The sequence below is a fragment of the Aliiroseovarius conchicola genome, from assembly GCF_041403445.1.
In the GTDB taxonomy this organism is placed as follows: domain Bacteria; phylum Pseudomonadota; class Alphaproteobacteria; order Rhodobacterales; family Rhodobacteraceae; genus Aliiroseovarius; species Aliiroseovarius conchicola.
In genome coordinates, this window is record NZ_JBGEHL010000008.1 from 118,597 (window position 1) to 137,669 (window position 19,073).

Consider the following 19,073-nt stretch of genomic DNA (forward strand, 5'->3'; position numbering starts at 1 on the left):
CAAAATTTCGAAAAGTCCAGTCAGGGGCTGTTTTGGCCCAAGCACAAAGGCGTGAGATCCTTGTCAGGTTGGGGTATTGTCCAGTCGATGGGTCAGATTTGCGCGGACCGCTGGCCATTCTGTTGTGATGATCGAATAGACTGCCGTGTCCCGGATGGAACCATCTGGACTGATCGAATGGCTCCGCAAGACACCATCAAACTTTGCCCCCAACCGCTCGATTGCTCGCCGGCTCTGTTGGTTCATGAAATGGGTGCGGAACTCAACTGCGATGCAGTCAAGATCGTCGAAGGCGTGCGACAACAGAAGGCGTTTGGCCTCGGTGTTCAATGGCCCACGCTGGACGGATTTGCGATACCACGTTGATCCGATCTCGATCCGACAATTGGCGGCATCGATGTTCATGTAAGTGGTCATGCCGACAGGGGTTCCATCGGGTGTCATCACGCAAAAAGGTAACATTGAGCCTGCGCCCTGAAGGGCTAAGCGGCGGTCGATTTCGTCCTCCATCATGTCAGGCGTGGGGATTGAGGTATACCACAGCTTATGCAGATCACCATCGGCACACGCTTCGCGCAGGGAAGGGGCGTGATCTTGTGATAAGGGGACAAGCATCACGTGATTGCCAGTCAGTGTTATGGGTGCGGGCCACATGGGCATGTCCTTTGGATGTTATTTAATCAAATCGCGTAAATAAAAATGGCGGGCCCTTGGTAAGGCCCGCCTTGTCTTGTCTGGTTCGGGCTTGGTGTTAGCCAAACACTTTGGTCAGTGCTTTGTCCACAGCATCTGTGATGCGGTCGATGTCGTCGGCGGTCGCGATCAGCGCGGGGCTGAAGCACAATGTGTTGTTGCGACCGGGGATGGACCGGTTGGTTGCACCGATGATGACGCCCTGTGCGCCGCAGTCACCAACCACTGCGCCCACTTCTTTCTCAGAAACGGGCTCTTTGGTTTCGCGATCTTTGACCAGTTCGACACCAAGGAACAGACCCTTGCCGCGAACGTCGCCGATCACGTCGTGTTTTTCCATCAAAGCTTGGAGGTTGGCGAACATACGCTCGCCCATCTTTGTGGTGTTCTCGAGCAGGCCTTCGTCTTCGATGATGCGCATGTTTTCCAACGCAGCCGCCGGGCCAGCGGTACAGCCACCGAAGGTCGAGATGTCGCGGAAGAAGCTCATCGGATCGTCGCTGTCTTCCTTGAACATATCGAAGACTTTTTCGGTGGTGACACAGCAAGCAATTGCCGCATAGCCGGAGGCAACACCCTTCGCCATGGTGACGAAATCTGGCTTGATGCCATAGTGTTGATAGCCGAACCAAGTGCCCGTACGGCCCAAGCCGCAAACCACTTCGTCGATGTGAAGCAGGACGTCATACTTCTTGCAGATTTCCTGCACACGGTCCCAATACCCTTCGGGCGGAGTGATGACGCCGCCGCCAGCGGTGATCGGCTCAAGGCACAATGCGCCGACGGTCTCGGGACCTTCAGCCAAGATGACCTCTTCAATGGCATCTGCTGCACGGCGGCCGAATTCGGCGCCGGACAAATCGCCCCAGCCGTTTTCAGCGGCGCGATATTCCATGCAGTGTGGTACGCGAACGAAATCTGGCGCGAAGGGGCCGAACTGCGCGTTGCGCTCATCTTGTCCGCCACAGCTCATCGTGGCCAAGGTTGAGCCGTGATAGTCGCGGTCACGATAGAGGATCTTGGTTTTCTTGCCGCCATAACGCTTGTGCGCAATTTGACGGACCAGCTTGAAGGCTTTCTCGTTGGCCTCCGACCCTGAATTGGTCACGTAGACGCGGCTCATGCCCGGCATTTTCGAGATCAGCTTTTCTGAGAACAGAGCACCGGGGATAGAGCCAGCGGAGCCTGCGAAGTAGTTCAGTTTTACCAATTGCTCACGCACCGCATCTGCGATGGTTTCGCGGCCGTAGCCCACATTGACGGTCCAAACACCGCCAGAAACAGCATCAAGGAATTCCTTACCGTTTTGGTCCCAGACACGCATGCCTTTGCCTTCGACGATGATCCGGGGATCAACAGTCTCGAACGGTTTGTGTTGTGTCAGGTGGTGCCATACATGGGCCTTGTCGGCCTCGACCACATGGGAGATATCGTTTTCTTTGAGTGCGCCGTCCATGGTATCCTCCGCCGCTAGATGTTCGAGTGATTTTGCACAAGAAATTAGATTCTTTGATCAAAAAAATAGAACCGCATTATTGGGTTGAATAAATAGGGCCAGCGGAAGCTTGTTTTATGTCCAGATATTGCCACTTTGTTGGGGTGATATTGAGCTACACGCCTATTTTATTGGCTTACGCGTCGCGATCCAATTCGAAGAACCGGATGATAAAGTCAGAAAATATACCATTATCCGCCGACAGGGGGAGCGACAGTCGGGCTGCGTCAATGGTCTTGTCTGGGCAGATGTTGGAAAGCTCGTCTATCAAAAGCGGAATGAAATCATGACCGAATTCAGGGTGATTTTGCGTGGTAAAGATATGATTTTCAACAGCAATACCCGCCACGGGACAGCTGCTGTGTCGTAATATGACCTGAGCCTCATCCGGAGGGATCGTGACCTGTTCGCTATGTGCTCCGTATTGCCAGAACCGCTTGGCTTCCATCCAAGGGGGGCGGGCGATGGCCTCCATTTCAATTGAGCCAAGGACCCAACCCTCGGGGTTTGGGGCCACGGTTCCACCCAGCGCTTTGGCGATGGCCTGATGCCCGAAACACGCGCCAAAAAGTGGGGTCTTCTTCGCTGCGATGTCTTTCAGAAGGTCCAGAAGTGTTGCGATCCAGGCGTCTTCATCATTGACCGATGCGGGGCTGCCGGTGACGATCCACCCGTCAAATTGAGATATGTCGTCTGGAAACTCTCCATCTTTCACGCTGAAGGTCGTGAAGCTCCAGTCCGGACGCTTTGGTTGCAGATAGGTGCGCCATGTCTCGCCGTTCAACGGGTGCTTGTGTGCAAAATCGCTGTCATCTGTGTTGGTCATCAAGATTGCGATCTTCATCCGGTCCTCGTGTGATTGGTCGGTTTTTCACAACAGACGACGGATCATGTCATCTGTCCAGTGGTGATCTGGCCGCTTAGAATGCGGATCGGTTTCGTGGTACAGTTGCCTGGGTAACAGGAGGATATCATCATGCAACTCGGCGCATTTTCTATAAGTCTTGGCGTGAAGAACTTGGCCAAATCCAAAGTTTTTTATGAAGCACTCGGGTTTGAAAGCTTCGCGGGGACCGAGGAACATAACTACCTGATCATGAAGAACGGCGACACGTTGGTTGGCCTGTTTCAGGGGATGTTTGAGGGGCCCATGTTGACGTTTAACCCCGGCTGGGACCAATCGGCCGGCGAAGTGAACCCGTTTGACGATGTCCGCGCCATCAAAGAAAAGCTGAAGACAGCGGGGATGGATGTCACCCAAGAACAAGGGGGCGATCAAGGCCCGGCCAGCTTCGTCGTTGTTGACCCGGACGGGTATCCCGTGTTGATAGATCAGCATCGCTAACGCCACGGGAAGTGGCCAGCCTGAGACAACTTGTTGCACCTGCAATGAATTGAATTTTCTACCCACACGGTATTTACTGCCGGTGTTAAGGAGTGAACATGCCACACCTGTCTTTCGAATACAGCAACGGGCTGGGTCAGCGGGCGCACCTGCAAGGCTTGGCCGAGACCATGCGTGCAGCACTGGTCGCCACGGGGCAATGCCCAGTTGGCGGCATCCGGGTGCGCGGGTTCGAAGCTGACGTCGACGCCATTGGTGATGGTGCGGGCGGGTATCACTTTCTTGATATGATCCTCAGGCTTGGGCAGGGTCGGGACGAGGCCATGCGCGAGGCCATCGCCGATCAACTCTATGGTGCGGTTGAGGACGCACTGCGCCCACAGATGGGCGACACGCCCTTCATCTTAAGTCTTGAGGTTCAGGAAATCGAAACCCGCTTCAGCCGCAAAAGCTGGAGCACGATCCACGCGGCCATCCGCGAAAGGACACAAGATGACGATGAAGAAACTCGAACGCGCGCTGCCTCTGGCGCTTCTCCACGCACGTGAGGCGACCCTCAAACCGTTCCGGCACGAGCTGGATCAGATCGGCCTGACGGTCCAACAATGGCGGGTGATCCGTGTGCTGGCCGAGGGCAAACCCTGCTGCGCCACCGAACTTGCCGAACGCTGCGTTCTGATGCCCCCCAGCCTAAGCCGCATCCTGAAAAACCTGACCGAACGCGAGTTTATCGAGCGCGTGGATGACAGTGACGGCCGCCGACGCCGGGTGAAGATCGCACCTGCAGGTGTGCAGAAATATACGCAGATGTCAGGTAAAGCCGCGGGGATTTACGAAGATCTTGAAGGCCGGTTCGGGCATGAGAAGATGGAGACGCTGCTGGACCTGCTGAACGATCTTCACACGGCCGCCGAGGCGCATTGACGCCGCCCAGTCCTTGCGTGCGTCTGATGCAGGCTCTACCCATGGGAAAACCATAGCTGAGCGAGGTTCCCATGAGCGGCCAACAGACCGGACCAGAAGGCAACATTATCTTGCGCACACTGGCGATGCCGAAAGACACAAATACTGCCGGGGATATCTTCGGCGGCTGGGTGCTGTCACAAATGGACATCGCGGGTGGCATCATCGCGGGTGAACGCGCGCAAGGACGGGTGGCGACCGTGGCCGTGGACGCGATGAAATTCATTCAACCTGTGAAGGTGGGCGATGTGCTGTGCGTTTATGGTCGAGTAGGCCGGGTCGGGACCACATCGCTGGCCATCGAGCTTGAGGCGTGGGTCAACCGCGACCGCCGCGGCGAGCGCCAGAAAGTCACCGAAGGGGTGTTTGTCTTTGTGGCACTGGACGAGGACGGCCAACCGGTCGCGGTTGAGAAGTCGTAACGCTTGTTTACAGTGGCATCTCTGCCGGAACGCGGTCCGTCGTGACCGAGATCGAACGGCGGTGAAACACCTTGGTCCAAGCACTGCTTAGCCAGCCTGCAAAGGCCTCGGCCCGCATTTGCTGCGCGTCGCGGATGATGTCATTGATTTCGTCTTGAGTGGGGAACGTGAATTCGTTCTTTTCCATGATCTTGCCCTTTTGGCGGTGGTTATCAGTCGCCGCTTACGTAAGGGGGATCGTGGAGGAGTACATCGGGCGTTTTGGTATTGCCGGTATGCGGTGGGGGCATGGTGGGTGATGTTCCGTCCGGTCGATAGACCGGACAACGCCCCGCTGATCGGCGGGTGATTGCTTGCAATCGCCGAGAGATGACCCTCCCCGTCGTGCCGGAGGCACGCCTTCGGCGTGACAGGGCGTTCCGCCCACCCAGGGTCAGGCGCTGTCCCGATTATCAAAATCTAATCCCAACGAACTGGGTCAAAGAGAAATGTAAGAAATACTGGCTCCAAGCAAAGTACCGTCATGGCTCCACCAAGAAGTAATACTCTCTCTGTGTTCGCTTCGGGAGGCGATAAATGTAAAAACTTTCCCTGATATGCCCCGTCCGCCAATCAACCGTGAATTGCTCTCTTTCAAAAGATTAACGGCACTAACTAAGATATCGTTTTTTGTTGGGGATACAGAGACCTTAAGTCCTTGCGACTCGAGCCACAATTTTGAACGTTCGGGAGTTCCCAAACTTGAGAACACTCTAAACAAGCACACACTTGCAACATCGTAGCTTCTCATCTTTAGCCAAGCAAATTTCCGAAGATCAGGGACTTCAGCTTTGCGCTCCGACCGCTCTAGACAATCTCGCACATTGTCGTAACGCTTTGCCAGCTTAATCGCACTACCACCTTCAACAGGTGGCGCACCGCCTACCAATAACGGATCAGTTTCTTCGGTTGCCAATTGGTCATAGGGAATGAAGTCTCCCGACACGCTGGGCAGGTTTGGCGGAGAGAAATGAAGAAATACAATTCCGAAACCAGTTGCGACGATGGCGAGTAGTTTCAGACGTTGTTTTGTAGAATGAGCACTCATGATGCTAAACCTATGCGCGACCGCGGATTTGAAGTCAAATACGCTGCGTTGCTCCTTAACAAAAAACGGCCCCCGAAGGGGCCGCTCTCTTACCGCGTAAACTTCTTATGCTTCAACCGCTTGGGCTCCAATGCGTCCGGTCCAAGTCGTCGCTTCTTGTCCTCTTCGTAATCCTCGAAGTTGCCTTCGAACCACTCCACATGGGCGTCGCCTTCGAAGGCGAGGATGTGGGTGCAGATACGGTCAAGGAAGAAGCGGTCGTGCGAGATGACGACGGCGCAGCCGGCGAAATCGACCAGCGCGTCTTCGAGCGCGCGCAGCGTCTCGACATCCAGATCGTTGGTGGGTTCATCGAGTAGCAGTACATTGCCGCCTTCTTTCAGAAGTCGCGCCATGTGGACGCGGTTGCGTTCACCGCCCGACAGCAGCGACAGTTTCTTCTGCTGGTCGCCGCCCTTGAAGTTGAAGCTTGAGCAGTAAGCGCGCGAGTTCACCTGAGCGTCGCCCAGTTCGATCAGTTCCGCACCGCCGGAAATGGCCTCCCACACGGTTTCATTCGCGTTCAAATCGTCGCGCGACTGGTCGACATAGGACAGCTTCACCGTGTCGCCCAGCTCAATCGAGCCTTCGTCAGGCTGTTCCTGCCCGGTGAGCATTTTAAAGAGCGTCGATTTACCGGCGCCGTTGGGGCCGATCACGCCCACAATACCGCCGGGAGGGAGCGAGAAGTCCAGCCCCTCGATCAGCAGCTTGTCTCCCATGTGTTTTTTAAGACCCTCGACCTCGATCACTTTCGAGCCCAAACGGGGACCGTTGGGGATGACGATCTGGGCGCGGCCCACTTTGTCACGCTCGGACTGGCTGGCCATTTCGTTATAGGCGTTGATCCGGGCTTTGGATTTTGCCTGGCGGGCTTTCTGGTCCTGACGCATCCACTCCAACTCGCGTTCCAGCGTTTTTTGTTTGGATTTGTCTTCGCGCGCTTCTTGTGACAGCCGTTTCGCCTTTTGTTCCAGCCACGCGGAGTAGTTGCCTTCGTAAGGAATGCCCGAGCCACGGTCGAGTTCCAAAATCCAGCTTGTGATGTCATCCAAGAAGTAACGGTCGTGAGTGACGATCAGGATGGTGCCTTTGTAGTCGATCAGGTGCTGTTGCAGCCACGCGATAGTTTCCGCGTCAAGGTGGTTGGTCGGTTCGTCAAGCAGCAGCATCTCGGGGGCTTCAAGCAGCAGCTTGCACAGCGCCACGCGGCGTTTCTCACCACCGGACAGGGTTGTGACGTCGGCGTCGTCAGGGGGGCAGCGCAGGGCCTCCATCGACACGTCGATCTGCGCGTCGAGGTCCCAGAGGTTCTGGGCGTCGATCTCGTCCTGCAGTTTGGCCATCTCGTCCGCCGTTTCGTCCGAGTAGTTCATGGCCAGTTCGTTATAACGCTCAAGGATCGCTTTCTTCTCGGCCACGCCTTGCATGACATTGCCACGCACATCCATGGACGCATCCAGTTCGGGTTCCTGCGGCAGATAGCCGACTTTGGCACCTTCGGCGGCCCAAGCCTCGCCCTGAAATTCCTTGTCGATGCCCGCCATGATGCGCATCAGCGTCGATTTACCGGTGCCGTTCACACCGACCACACCGATTTTCACGCCGGGCAGGAAGCTCAGGCGGATATTTTCAAAGCACTTCTTGCCACCGGGGTAGGTCTTGGAAACACCGTCCATGTGGTAGACATATTGATAAGCGGCCATTTTGCGCGTCCTCGTGTTTGACTTCCGGTTGTCTTAGCCAGACAAAAGGGGCAGGGCAATCCCGAAGGAGCAAACATGACCTATCATCCGGCAGAAGATCGTTATGAAAAGATGGTGTATCGCCGTTGTGGCGCGTCGGGGCTGAAGTTGCCTGCGATCAGTCTGGGGCTGTGGCACAATTTCGGCCATGACTTTCCACATGCGACGAAACAGTCGATTTGCCGGGCGGCGTTTGATCATGGCATCACGCATTTCGATTTAGCGAACAATTATGGCCCCCCTGCGGGCAGTGCTGAGGAAGCGTTTGGTGAGATCTTGCGCACGGATTTCGCAGGCTATCGGGACGAGTTGATCATTAGCTCGAAGGCTGGCTATGACATGTGGCCGGGTCCATATGGTGAGTGGGGCAGCCGGAAGTACCTGATTGCGTCTTGTGATCAGAGTCTCAAGCGGATGGGTTTGGACTACGTCGATGTTTTCTACAGTCACCGTTTCGATCCTGACACGCCGCTTGAGGAGACCATGGGTGCGCTGGATCACATCGTGCGCTCGGGACGGGCGCTTTATGCCGGGATTTCCAGCTATAACAGTCAGCGCACGCGCGAGGCTGTGGCGATCCTGAACGATCTGGGCACGCCCTGTTTGATCCACCAGCCGAGCTACAACATGCTAAACCGTTGGGTCGAGCGGGACGGGTTGAAGGACACGTTGACGGAGCTTGGAGTAGGCTCGATCGCGTTCACGCCGCTGGCGCAGGGTTTGCTGACGGGCAAGTATTTGAAGGGTATTCCGAAGGACAGCCGGGCCAGTCAGGGGAAATCTCTGGCGCCTGAACTTGTGTCCGAGAACGTGGTTGAAAGCCTGCGCGCGCTGGGCGCGATTGCAGAACGTCGCGGGCAAACTCTGGCGCAGATGGCGATTGCGTGGGTTCTTCGTGACGGAGGCATCACGACAGCATTGATCGGCGCATCACGAGCCGAGCAGGTGGTGGATTGTGCCGGGGCAGTAGCTTGGTTGGATTTCACCAAGGAGGAGCTGGCCGAGATCGACGACTGCATCAACGAAGAGACCGCGAACCTCTGGGCCGCGTCCTCTGAGACTGACTAGGTCGGGCTGCTGTGACGATGCGTTACCAGTTGCCATATGCGCGGGCAGGGCAGGTCATCGGCCTTTTGGGCGGGTCGTTTGATCCGGCCCACCGAGGCCATGCCCATATCACCCGTGAAGCGCTGAAGCGGTTTGGGTTGGATCGGGTTTGGTGGCTTGTGACGCCGGGCAACCCGTTGAAAGAAAACGGGCCTGCACCGATGGAGGCACGTCTTCGGCGGGCCAGAAAGGTCATGCAGCACCCCCGCGTTACAGTCACTGATATCGAGACATATACCGGCACACGTTATACGGCTGAAACGCTTATGGCGCTTCAAAATCTTTACCCGGGTGTAAAGTTTATCTGGCTTATGGGGGCAGATAATCTGGCCGATTTTCACCGATGGGAGCGTTGGGAGTGGATCATGCAGAATGTGCCGATAGGCGTGATTGCGCGCCCCGGCGACAGGGTGGCTGCGCGGATGTCACCCGCAGCAGAGCGGTTTGGACATGCAAAGATCGTCGGTCGATCGGCACGCGCGCTGTCACAAGCAACTGCCCCCGCGTGGTCTTTGATCAATGTTCCCATGCTGGATGTTTCGTCGTCTCAGATACGCGCGCGGGGGGAGTGGTAGGGCGACCACAACGGCAAAATGCCGCGTATTCGTGATTGGATTGGCCCAATATCCCACTTGCCCTCATAGGTGCCGCAGGCTTTACTCTGGGCATGGTTAAAGACATTTCGAGGCGGTTATTTTTAAGTGGTCTGAGCGCAGGCGTGGCGTTGCCTTTGCATGCGAATGCCCCCGAAACCTCGATCCGGCCGGTCGCAAAGGCCAGTGATTTTTTCAAGCGAACCATCCCGTCTGCGCAGGCTTTGATCGAAGAAGCCAACCTAGGTGGAAAAATCGGCTTTGTTGTCGCTGATGCGATCACAGGTGAAATACTGGAGGCACAAAGCCCGGTATTGCCTTTACCGCCCGCCAGTGTCGCCAAAGCGATCACCGCTGTATACGCGATCAGCGCGCTGGGGCTTGAACACGGTTTCACGACTGAACTTGTGGCGACTGGTCCGGTTGTGGGGGGGGTCCTTCAGGGCGATCTTGTGCTTGCTGGTGGTGCCGATCCGACGCTGGACACAAATGCATTGGCAAACATGGCCAAGGCTTTGAAAACGAAAGGGATTAGGTCAATAAAAGGTGACTTCATCATTTATGGCGACAAGCTGCCCTATGCGCGCATGATTGACCCTGATCAACCCGATTATTTGGGTTATAATCCAGCTATTTCCGGATTGAACTTAAACTATAATCGCGTGCATTTTGAATGGAAACGTGCTGGCGGTGATTTTGATGTATCGATGGAGGCTCGGTCTGATCGGTTCCGCCCGCCGGTAAAAATGGCGCGAATGCAAATCGTCGATCGGAAGGCGCCTGTCTACACCTACGAAGATGGCGACGGTGTCGACAGATGGACCGTTGCGCGCGGGGCATTGGGCAAAGGCGGATCACGATGGTTGCCGGTTCGACGCCCCGACCTTTACGCGGGCGAGGTGTTTCAAGTCCTTGCGAGAAGCGAAGGAGTGCGCTTGCCCGCGCCGATTGTCAGTGACAAGGCCCCGAAGGGAACGGTGCTGGCGGTACATCGCTCGCGGCCCATGGCAGAAGTGGCGCGCGGGATGCTGAAATACTCGACCAACTTGACGGCGGAGGTGACCGGTTTGTCGGCCAGTATCGCGCGAGGTGAGATGCCTGCATCGCTCTCGGAATCTGGTGCCGCGATGGCCAAATGGATGAATACCGAACTTGGCGCGCGGCGCGCGTCGTTTCAGGATCACAGTGGGCTGAGTGATCGGTCGCGTGTCTCGGCCAATGATATGGTGAAAGCCTTGGTCAGTGTGGGGCCTGATGGCTACCTGCCCGGTTTAATGAAAGAGATTACGCCGCTTGATCGAAAAGGGCGTCCTGTCAACGACGCTTCGTTCTCGATCCGTGCCAAGACGGGAACCCTGAACTTCGTCAGCACGCTTGCAGGCTTCATGACCGCGCCAAATGGCCGACCGCTGGCGTTCGCGATTTTCACGGCAGATATGGAACGACGCAACGCCATTCCAAAAGCCGACCGCGAACGACCAAAAGGAGCGAAAGGATGGAGCCGGCGGTCACGCTGGTTGCAGCATCGTTTGCTATCACGCTGGGCGATGACCTATGGCGCGTAAGAAGGGGCATAGTTGCCCCTTCTGAAGCTGTATTATGGACGGGCGGGAATGTTTACTGCCGCCTGAGATGCTGGGCGATCCGCACATTCGGTGTGCCAGCGCAACACGTTGGCATAGGTCTCAAGCTCAAGAATATCTGCGGCTTTGTATCCTGTGAACAGCGCGCGCACCCAAGGCCAGATCGCAATGTCCGCGATTGAGTATTCGTCACCGGCCACGACCGAACGACCTTCGAGACGTTTGTCCAAAACGGACAAGAGACGCTTTGCTTCGGTCTTGTAGCGGTCTAGTGGCCGCGGGTCTTCGATTTCCTTGCCACCATAGGCGTAGAAAAATCCGAACTGGCCCAACATGGGGCCGAAGCCGCCCATCTGCCACATGAGCCATTGCAGCACTTCTGCGCGTTTGGCGGGATCAGTGGGCAGGAATTTCCCCGATTTCTCAGCCAGGTAGATCAAGATCGCGCCACTTTCCCACAATGGCAAAGGTTTGCCGTCTGGGCCATTGGGATCAATGATTGCAGGGATTTTGTTGTTTGGGTTCAACGACAAATATTCTGGCGTGAATTGATCGTCAGTCGAAAAGCTGACCAAATGGGCCTCGTAGGCAAGACCCGTTTCTTCGAGCATCGCAGAGGCTTTTACACCATTGGGAGTCGGAAGGGAGTAAAGCTGAATGACGTTGGCATCTTTCGCAGGCCAGCGTTTTGTAATGTCGAACTGGTCGAGCATGTCGGTCCTTTCAGGGAGCACGGTTTGGAAGGTCGCAATCTGTGAGTGTCAGCGGAGTATCAAAGCGTCATATGGCGTGCTCGTGCGCCGCGTTCAATGGCGGCACCGTGCAAACGGTCGATATTCAGCTCGTACCGTATTTCTTCAAGAATACGTAGCTCGGGCCCTTGCAGAACGCCATCGGCCGCAGCAACGTCACAGGCCAGCGCATAGGCCGTTTCCCACAATGTGTCGGGCAGGTTCTCGCGGATCAAACCAAAAAGGGCGTCCAGTCCGTCTTCGACCGCAAAAAGGTCAAACACCGTCTGTGACACGGTTTTAATGCGGTCCGGGTCGTATTTTGCGAAGACCGGTAGGTGATTGACGATACGTTCGATTGTCAAAAGTTCAGCCGATGTGATCTCTTCATCTGACGCGGAAACCGCCATCATTACGGCGATCAGGCAGTCTTCTGGAGTGAGAGAGTGTGGGATGTCTTGCACGTTGGATGCTCCTATTCGTTGCAGTGCAGAATATTGACCCCGAGCGCCCATCGCAATAGGGAGTGGAGCTTAGTGGCAAATGCCGCTCGAATGGCGTTAAGCTGCGCCGGTATGTGAAGGAAACAGCAGATGACGGATCAGATCAGTTCTGACATGCGTGAGGCCGCGATGACCTCGAAAGCCTGGCCCTTTGAAGAAGCGCGCCGGGTGCTTAAACGCTATCAGAAGGGTGCGCCTGAGAAAGGGTTTGTGCTGTTTGAAACCGGATATGGTCCTTCGGGTCTGCCGCATATCGGCACCTTTGGCGAGGTCGCGCGCACCACGATGATCCAGCGTGCGTTCGAGGTGATTTCGGACATTCCGACCAAGCTGATCTGTTTCTCGGATGATTTAGACGGAATGCGCAAGGTGCCATCGAATGTGCCGAACCCGGAGATTCTGGAGCAGCATTTGCAACGCCCTCTGACCTCCGTGCCCGATCCGTTCGGCACGCATGACAGCTTTGGCGAGCACAACAATGCCATGTTGCGTCGGTTCCTCGATACGTTTGGGTTCGAATATGAGTTCTATTCGGCCAAGGAATTCTACGAATCCGGGCAGTTCGACGAGGTGCTCAAGCGCGCGGTTGATCGCTATGATGAGATCATGGCGATCATGCTGAAAAGCCTGCGGGAAGAACGTCAGCAGACCTATTCGATCTTCCTGCCGCTGCATCCCGAAAGCGGACGGGTGATGTATGTGCCGATGAAAAAGGTCTGTGCCGAGACCTATACAGTGACCTTTGATGACGAGACGGGCAAAGAGTGGACGCTGCCCGTGACCGGCGGCAATGTGAAGTTGCAATGGAAGCCCGATTTCGGTGCGCGCTGGGCGGCCCTTGGTGTGGATTTCGAGATGTATGGCAAAGAACATGCCACCAACGAGAAAATCTATGATGCGATCTGTCGCGCGCTGGGCGGTCGTCAGCCAAACCACTTCTCATACGAGCTGTTCTTGGATGAAAACGGCCAGAAAATCTCGAAGTCGTCCGGCAATGGCGTGTCGATTGATCAGTGGCTGACCTACGCCTCGACCGAGAGTCTTGCCTATTTCATGTATCTCAAACCCAAGACTGCGAAGCGGATGCATTTTGATGTGATCCCCAAGGCGATGGATGAATACAATCAACAGCTGAACGCCTATCACAAACAAGATGTGAAGGCGCAGTTGAACAACCCGGTTTGGCATATCCATGGGGGCGATGTGCCGCAATCGAATATGGTCGTGCCATATACAATGTTGCTGAATCTCGCCTCGGTCGCGTCGGCGGATGACAAGGATCAACTTTGGGGATTTATCAAGCGCTATGCGCCAGATGCGTCCCCCGAAACGCATCCTGATTTGGATGCGGCGGCCGGGTATGCGGTGAAGTATTTCCAGGATTTCGTGGCACCCGCACGGGAATTCCGCGCGCCCACGGATCAGGAACGCGCAGCGATGGAGGAATTGGCCGCGGCGTTTCGCGATGGCGATACCGCGCTGGACGTGATTGCACGCAAGAATGCGCAGATGGGCAACGAAGACCCGCTGCCTGAGGTTGACTTTACCTCGGATGAATTCCTGCAGTCCATCGTGTTTGCTGTTGGTAAATTGCATGGGTTCGACAATTTGCGCGACTGGTTCAAAGCGCTCTATGAGGTGCTGCTTGGTGCAAGCCAAGGTCCGCGTTTCGGCAGCTTTGCAGCCCTATACGGTGTCGAGGAAACGGCCGCTCTGATTGATCAGGGGCTGGCGGGAGACTTGCTGAAGTAACCTCTTCGAGATTCTATCGACAATCATCGGCGTGCCACATTGGCGCGCCGTTTTGCGTTGCACGCCGATCACCGGGCGAACGGTCGGATTAATCCTCGTTAAGCCCTTGCTGCTAGCTCTGACAGCGTTTCTGCCCCTCATGCATCGTTGTCAATTGCGGTGCTGTGTCACGGACCCGATCTGTGGCGCAAAGGGGGTTTGCATGTCCAGACCGGAAAGGGATTTCAATGAACAAGGCGATTACCGATGGGGTGGTCTTTATGCCGCCTGAGTTTGAAGATGGATTGGCCGTTTGGTCACGGCAAGACGGTACTCCCGGATCTTTGACCTATGACGGCGCGGGCGATGCCGCTTTGGTTCCCGCGGATCAGGATTTTGGCGGCTGTCTTGAGCTGTTGAAGACCGAGAATATCCAAAAACTGCGCTATATGGGACAAACGCCCTACGAGCAGGGCTGCTATTTGCGTGTCTCCGCTAAGGTGAAGGCTCTGTCAGGTCCGCTCCCCTCGGTCCGGATCGCCACTTGGCCCGCAAAAACTGGTGGAACGCTTGCAAGCGGCAACCCGGAAACCGGCCCAGTTGTGGCGCTGACCACCTATGGCGAGGTGATCGAGGTATCTGCGATCATCGGGTCAGGTAGTCGCAATGGCGTCGATATGATCTGGGGGGCAGACGTGGCCTATGCCCATGTCGGGCTTGACCTGATTGGATCAAACGGCGGTGTCGTGCGTATCGATGACATTCAGGTCGAAGATGTCACAGGCGCTTATTTGCGTGACATGATGGACTGGGTCGATGTACGCGATTTTGGCGCCGCAGGCGATGGTGTGACCGACGACAAGGCGGCGTTTCAAGCGGCTGATGCGGCTTCGAACGGGCGCACTGTTTTGGTGCCCGAAGGCATCTATCACATCGGCTCGAACCTTACTTTGCACGCAGACGTTCGGTTTGAGGGCACCGTCACGATGTCCAATGATGTCTATCTGTCACTTACCCGCAATTTCGATCTGCCAACTTACATCGACGCTTTTGGGGAAGAACAGCTAGGGTTCCGAAAGGCCTTTCAGGCGTTGTTGCATTACTCGGACCACGAGATTCTGGATATGTGCGGGCGGCGTATCGATGTGACAGAACCGATCGACATGCGCGCAGCCTACGAGGCTGGCGATACGTTTCTTATTCGCCGTGTGATCAAGAACGGGCAGTTCTACGTTGTTGGCGGGGCGGCTTGGGACAGCGAGACGATGACGTCGGCGGCCAAGTACAATCCGGCTAACCCCTATAAGCTGACCAACGTAAGCGGAATTTCAGCCGTACAGCCGGGATCCGTGGTCACGGGAGGAGGTGTCGGACGAGAGGTCTATGTCAAATCCGTCAATGTTCCGGCAGCCGAAGTCGAGTTGAGCCAACCGTTGTGGGGGCCAGCGGCAAACCAGACCTATACATTTGCGCGTCACAAATACGTGTTGGATTTCGGTGACTTCGCCCAAATCAATCGCATGAACTTGGCCGAAGTGGAGTTCCAGTGCAACGGGCATGCGTCAGCCGTGATGTTGCCACGTGGCGGTGAGAATTTCGTGTTCCAAGATTGCTTCTTCATAAAACCTAAGAACCGGGGCATCTCATCGCCGGGCCGCGGATGTCAGGATCTTCATCTAGATCGTTGTCAGTTTGTCTCGAACGAACAGGGTTTGTCTGCGACATCGCGCCAATCGGTGGCATTCAACGTAAACGCAAACGATGCAAAAATCCGCGACAACCGGTTTCAGCGGATGGGCACATCGATGGTTTTGCACGGTTCGGGACACATCATTCAGGGCAACCATCTGTTTCAGGGCGACGAGGTGACAGATGGTCCACGTGTCGCGGGGATGGTGTTCACATATGAAAACAACAAGACTGTTTTGAACGGCAATTACATCGACAATTGTTTTATTGAGTGGAACAATGAACACGATGCCTATCCAGACTTCGGCGCTGAGTATTCTTTTGGTGGGATGACGATTACTGGCAACATCTTCACAGCGAATGACGTCGCCTCGTGGTTTAAATGGATTTTGATCAAGCCGTTCGGTTCGGGACACCATGTTTCGGGTTTGCATGTCACCAACAATACATTCCGAGCTATCGCGGGGCCGATTGACCGGATCGATGGGGTTGTGACGACCCATGCGGGAATAGATTTCTGGCGAATGAAGGATGTCACCTTCGAGAATAACGCGTTCGCAGGAGTGAGCCAGAAAACGATCTCCCCTGTCACACTTCAGTTCACGCAAAATACGCCTGCGGCGACGTGGACAATCAATGGTTCGGGTTATTTGCCATTTGGTGGTAATGCGCGAACGGTTTCGGGAGTCACTGTTGAGGGCAACCTAAGAGATGCCGGAAGCCAATTGATATGGGATAACCCGCATATCAGCGTGAACAAAGGGCCGACGTACAAATATGTTCAGCTCAACTGGTCCCGCCCGGCAATTGGGACGGTTCATGTCACAATACGGGTTGATCGACCCGTGTAGGAGCTGATCGTATATGAATGGGAGCCCGTATGTCCTACGGGCTCCCGGCTTCCTGGAAAGCACACAGCTATTGACCCGGATCAAGGCGCCGGGCGGCGACCGGTGCTAACCACTGTTTGTAACCCCACAAACAGGAGTAACGCGCATGACGGCGAAGCAGACACGTACATCCTCGACAAAGGCTCGGCCGACCGGTGACCAGGTCAAGATGGTTGAAAAAACAGCCCTTGAAGACAGCCAGCCAATCACATCTTCAGATTTGATCAACGATGCTGACGGCTTTCCCAAGGTGACCGATGACAAAATCCGTCAGACTTTCGAAAACGGGGAATACCCCTACAGCGTGAAGTTGGGCAAAAAGGAATACGAAGCTCAGAAGGCTAAGTTGCAGGCGGAGCTTTTGAAGGTTCAGCGCTGGGTCGGCGAGACGGGTCAGAAATTCGTGATGCTGTTCGAGGGGCGCGATGCGGCCGGTAAAGGCGGCACCATCAAACGTTTCATGGAACACCTGAACCCGCGAGAAGCCCGTGTGGTGGCTTTGAACAAGCCCACGGATGAAGAGCGTGGCCAGTGGTACTATCAACGTTATATCTCGAACCTGCCCACCAAAGGCGAAATGGTCTTCTATGACCGTTCTTGGTACAACCGCGCCGGTGTGGAACGCGTTATGGGGTTCTGCAACGCAAACGAATACCTAGAGTTCATGCGGCAGACGCCAGAATACGAGCGGATGCTGGCCCGATCAGGTGTGCGACTGTACAAATACTGGTTCTCTGTCACGCAGACTGAACAGAAGCGCCGCTTTGATAGCCGCAAGGACGACCCGCTGAAGCGTTGGAAACTAAGCCCGGTTGATGTGGCTTCGCTGTCTAAGTGGGACGAGTACACGGAAGCAAAGGAGGCGATGTTCTTCTACACCGACACCGCTGACGCCCCGTGGACGATTATCAAGTCGAACGACAAGAAACGTGCACGGCTAGAATGTATGCGTCATTTCCTGTCGACGGTAGAATACCCCGACAAAGACCAAGAACTTGTGGGGAAACCTGATCCCCTGATCGTTGGCCATGCTTCGCAAGTGATCCATAATTCCGAGCACATCCTAGGGGCCAGCCTGCATCCGGATCAACGACGCAGCAACTGATCAGCCACAAACATCTGGACTTGGGCAGGGGGCCATTTGGTCCCCTCTTTTGCTTATTCACGCCGATGTCGTGTGCGGTCGAAAGCTCCCCTTGTTTTCGGGCGGCGGCCAGATAGGCTTGCATCAAACAAGAGCAGGTGAGTTGGTATGTATTCAAGACGTTTTGTAATGGCCGGGGTCTCTGTGCTTGCACTGGGGGCTTGCCAGTCAAACGCAACGACCCAGTCCTCTGCGCGTCCCGCCGCTGGGACAACGATGCGTTCTGTTCCCAACGCAGCTTTTGACAGTTGGGTCGCAGGAGCCAAAGCGCGGGCCAAAGCGCGCGGCATCAGCAGTTCAACCATCAACCGTGCTTTTCGTAACGTAGGTTACCTGCCCGGTGTGGTGGAACGTGATCGCAACCAAACCGAGTTCGTGCGTTCGTTTGAAGATTACCTGGCAATTGCTGCCTCTGACGACCGGATCGAAAAGGGTCGCGCCATGTTGCGCAAGCATGCGGGTCTTTTGTCTCAGCTAGAGGCGAAATATGGGGTCGAGAAAGAGGTCATCGTTGCCGTCTGGGGGCTGGAAAGCCGCTATGGTGCGCGACGTGGCGATGTGCCCGTGATCTCGGCCCTGTCCACGCTGGCCTTTGATGGCAGGCGCGGAAAGTTCTTTGAGGGCCAGCTGGTGGCCGCTCTGAAAATCCTTGAACGCGGCGATATCTCGCCAGACCGGATGACCGGCAGCTGGGCGGGTGCCATGGGACATACTCAGTTCATTCCAACATCCTACCTTGCCTATGCGGTGGATTTCCGTGGGGATGGGCGCCGCGACATCTGGTCTGATGATCCGACGGACGCACTGGCATCAACCGCGGCCTATCTCAGCCGATCTGGCTGGAGGCGGGGTCAGCGATGGGGGGACGAGATCACCGGACGTGCCCCATCTGGGCGCGGTCGTGTTGTGAAGCCAGCAGGCGAAAGTGGGCCGGTGTTTGAGGTCTACAATAACTACAAAGTTCTGGGCCGGTATAATAACGCACAGAAATACATCATCGGTGTGGGACACCTGTCAGATCGTCTGGCTGGGAAAGGGGCATTGCGCGGCACCTTCGGGCCTGACGAGAATGGGATGACTTTGGCTGACCGCAAAGCACTGCAAACTGGGTTAAATCGTGCAGGCTACGACGTCGGCGAGGCCGATGGCGTCATCGGCAAGAAAACACTGCAGGCGATAGAGGCCTACCAACGCGCACGCGGACTTTCGGTGACCGGCCAACCTTCGCTTTCCTTGCTTCGGATGCTCGGGAACTGACGGTCTGGTAGACAGATACTGTGCTTGCCCCTGCACAGTTTCCATCATAGGTCTGA

19 protein-coding genes are annotated in these 19,073 nt (G+C 55.7%); 11 read left to right on the forward strand and 8 right to left on the reverse strand.

From position 1 onward, the window contains the following. Positions 1–63: 63 nt before the first annotated feature. The 3 genes from V6N04_RS13790 to V6N04_RS13800 all read right to left on the reverse strand — a co-directional run bounded on the left by V6N04_RS13790 (position 64) and on the right by V6N04_RS13800 (position 3,032). Positions 64–654, reverse strand: coding sequence for a GNAT family N-acetyltransferase (locus V6N04_RS13790; RefSeq protein ID WP_371170769.1), 591 nt, complete (start codon positions 652–654; stop codon positions 64–66). Between the two features lie 97 nt (positions 655–751). Further along, entirely contained in the window at positions 752–2,149 is a 1,398-nt protein-coding gene (locus V6N04_RS13795) for an aminotransferase family protein (protein ID WP_371170770.1), read from the reverse strand. A gap of 175 nt (positions 2,150–2,324) precedes the next feature. Beyond that, positions 2,325–3,032, reverse strand: coding sequence for a type 1 glutamine amidotransferase (locus V6N04_RS13800; RefSeq protein WP_371170771.1), 708 nt, complete (start codon positions 3,030–3,032; stop codon positions 2,325–2,327). 132 nt (positions 3,033–3,164) lie between these two features. Here V6N04_RS13800 and V6N04_RS13805 point away from each other — a divergent pair, with 132 nt between their 5' ends. From V6N04_RS13805 to V6N04_RS13820, 4 genes are all read left to right on the forward strand, one after another. After that, complete coding sequence (locus V6N04_RS13805) at positions 3,165–3,533, forward strand: VOC family protein (RefSeq protein WP_371170772.1); 369 nt, start codon at positions 3,165–3,167, stop codon at positions 3,531–3,533. 98 nt (positions 3,534–3,631) lie between these two features. After that, complete coding sequence (locus V6N04_RS13810) at positions 3,632–4,081, forward strand: hypothetical protein (RefSeq protein ID WP_371170773.1); 450 nt, start codon at positions 3,632–3,634, stop codon at positions 4,079–4,081. Continuing rightward, positions 4,026–4,457, forward strand: a complete 432-nt coding sequence (gene hpaR / locus V6N04_RS13815) for a homoprotocatechuate degradation operon regulator HpaR (protein ID WP_371170774.1) — start codon at positions 4,026–4,028, stop codon at positions 4,455–4,457. Before V6N04_RS13810 ends, hpaR begins: the two co-directional genes overlap by 56 nt. A 71-nt stretch (positions 4,458–4,528) precedes the next feature. After that, the gene (locus tag V6N04_RS13820) at positions 4,529–4,918 is read left to right on the forward strand and encodes an acyl-CoA thioesterase (RefSeq protein ID WP_371170775.1); all 390 of its coding nucleotides are present in this window, start codon (positions 4,529–4,531) and stop codon (positions 4,916–4,918) included. 7 nt (positions 4,919–4,925) lie between these two features. Here V6N04_RS13820 and V6N04_RS13825 read toward each other — a convergent pair whose 3' ends face one another. From V6N04_RS13825 to ettA, 3 genes are all read right to left on the reverse strand, one after another. Further along, positions 4,926–5,105: an RSP_7527 family protein gene (locus V6N04_RS13825; protein ID WP_371170776.1), complete on the reverse strand. Its 180-nt coding sequence runs from the start codon at positions 5,103–5,105 to the stop codon at positions 4,926–4,928. A 291-nt stretch (positions 5,106–5,396) separates the two neighbouring features. Continuing rightward, positions 5,397–6,005 carry a hypothetical protein gene (locus V6N04_RS13830; protein ID WP_371170777.1) on the reverse strand — a complete coding sequence of 203 codons (609 nt, stop codon included), beginning with the start codon at positions 6,003–6,005 and terminating at the stop codon, positions 5,397–5,399. Positions 6,006–6,094: 89 nt separating this feature from the next. Continuing rightward, entirely contained in the window at positions 6,095–7,750 is a 1,656-nt protein-coding gene (ettA, locus tag V6N04_RS13835) for an energy-dependent translational throttle protein EttA (RefSeq protein ID WP_371170778.1), read from the reverse strand. 75 nt (positions 7,751–7,825) lie between these two features. Here ettA and mgrA point away from each other — a divergent pair, with 75 nt between their 5' ends. The 3 genes from mgrA (at position 7,826) to dacB (ending at position 11,054) form a co-directional block, all read left to right on the forward strand. After that, positions 7,826–8,857: an L-glyceraldehyde 3-phosphate reductase gene (mgrA, locus tag V6N04_RS13840; protein WP_371170779.1), complete on the forward strand. Its 1,032-nt coding sequence runs from the start codon at positions 7,826–7,828 to the stop codon at positions 8,855–8,857. Between the two features lie 17 nt (positions 8,858–8,874). Continuing rightward, positions 8,875–9,471 (forward strand): nicotinate-nucleotide adenylyltransferase, encoded by a 597-nt coding sequence (locus V6N04_RS13845; protein ID WP_371170814.1) that lies wholly within the window; start codon positions 8,875–8,877, stop codon positions 9,469–9,471. 143 nt (positions 9,472–9,614) lie between these two features. Then, the gene (gene dacB, locus V6N04_RS13850) at positions 9,615–11,054 is read left to right on the forward strand and encodes a D-alanyl-D-alanine carboxypeptidase/D-alanyl-D-alanine endopeptidase (protein WP_371170780.1); all 1,440 of its coding nucleotides are present in this window, start codon (positions 9,615–9,617) and stop codon (positions 11,052–11,054) included. A 32-nt stretch (positions 11,055–11,086) separates the two neighbouring features. On the opposite strand, the gene V6N04_RS13855 is transcribed toward dacB, so the two are convergent. Together V6N04_RS13855 and V6N04_RS13860 are read right to left on the reverse strand one after the other, a co-directional pair. Continuing rightward, a complete protein-coding gene (locus V6N04_RS13855) occupies positions 11,087–11,785 on the reverse strand; it encodes a glutathione binding-like protein (protein ID WP_371170781.1) in 699 nt (232 codons plus the stop codon). A 59-nt stretch (positions 11,786–11,844) separates the two neighbouring features. Next, a complete protein-coding gene (locus V6N04_RS13860; RefSeq protein WP_371170815.1) occupies positions 11,845–12,216 on the reverse strand; it encodes a tellurite resistance TerB family protein in 372 nt (123 codons plus the stop codon). A 180-nt stretch (positions 12,217–12,396) separates the two neighbouring features. Between V6N04_RS13860 and V6N04_RS13865 the strand changes: the two genes are divergently transcribed. The 4 genes from V6N04_RS13865 (at position 12,397) to V6N04_RS13880 (ending at position 19,017) form a co-directional block, all read left to right on the forward strand. After that, entirely contained in the window at positions 12,397–14,058 is a 1,662-nt protein-coding gene (locus V6N04_RS13865; protein ID WP_371170782.1) for a lysine--tRNA ligase, read from the forward strand. Between the two features lie 227 nt (positions 14,059–14,285). Then, complete coding sequence (locus V6N04_RS13870; protein WP_371170783.1) at positions 14,286–16,577, forward strand: glycosyl hydrolase family 28-related protein; 2,292 nt, start codon at positions 14,286–14,288, stop codon at positions 16,575–16,577. A gap of 145 nt (positions 16,578–16,722) precedes the next feature. Then, complete coding sequence (ppk2, locus tag V6N04_RS13875) at positions 16,723–17,721, forward strand: polyphosphate kinase 2 (protein ID WP_371170784.1); 999 nt, start codon at positions 16,723–16,725, stop codon at positions 17,719–17,721. A 147-nt stretch (positions 17,722–17,868) separates the two neighbouring features. Next, the gene (locus V6N04_RS13880) at positions 17,869–19,017 is read left to right on the forward strand and encodes a lytic murein transglycosylase (protein ID WP_371170785.1); all 1,149 of its coding nucleotides are present in this window, start codon (positions 17,869–17,871) and stop codon (positions 19,015–19,017) included. Positions 19,018–19,073: the final 56 nt, after the last annotated feature.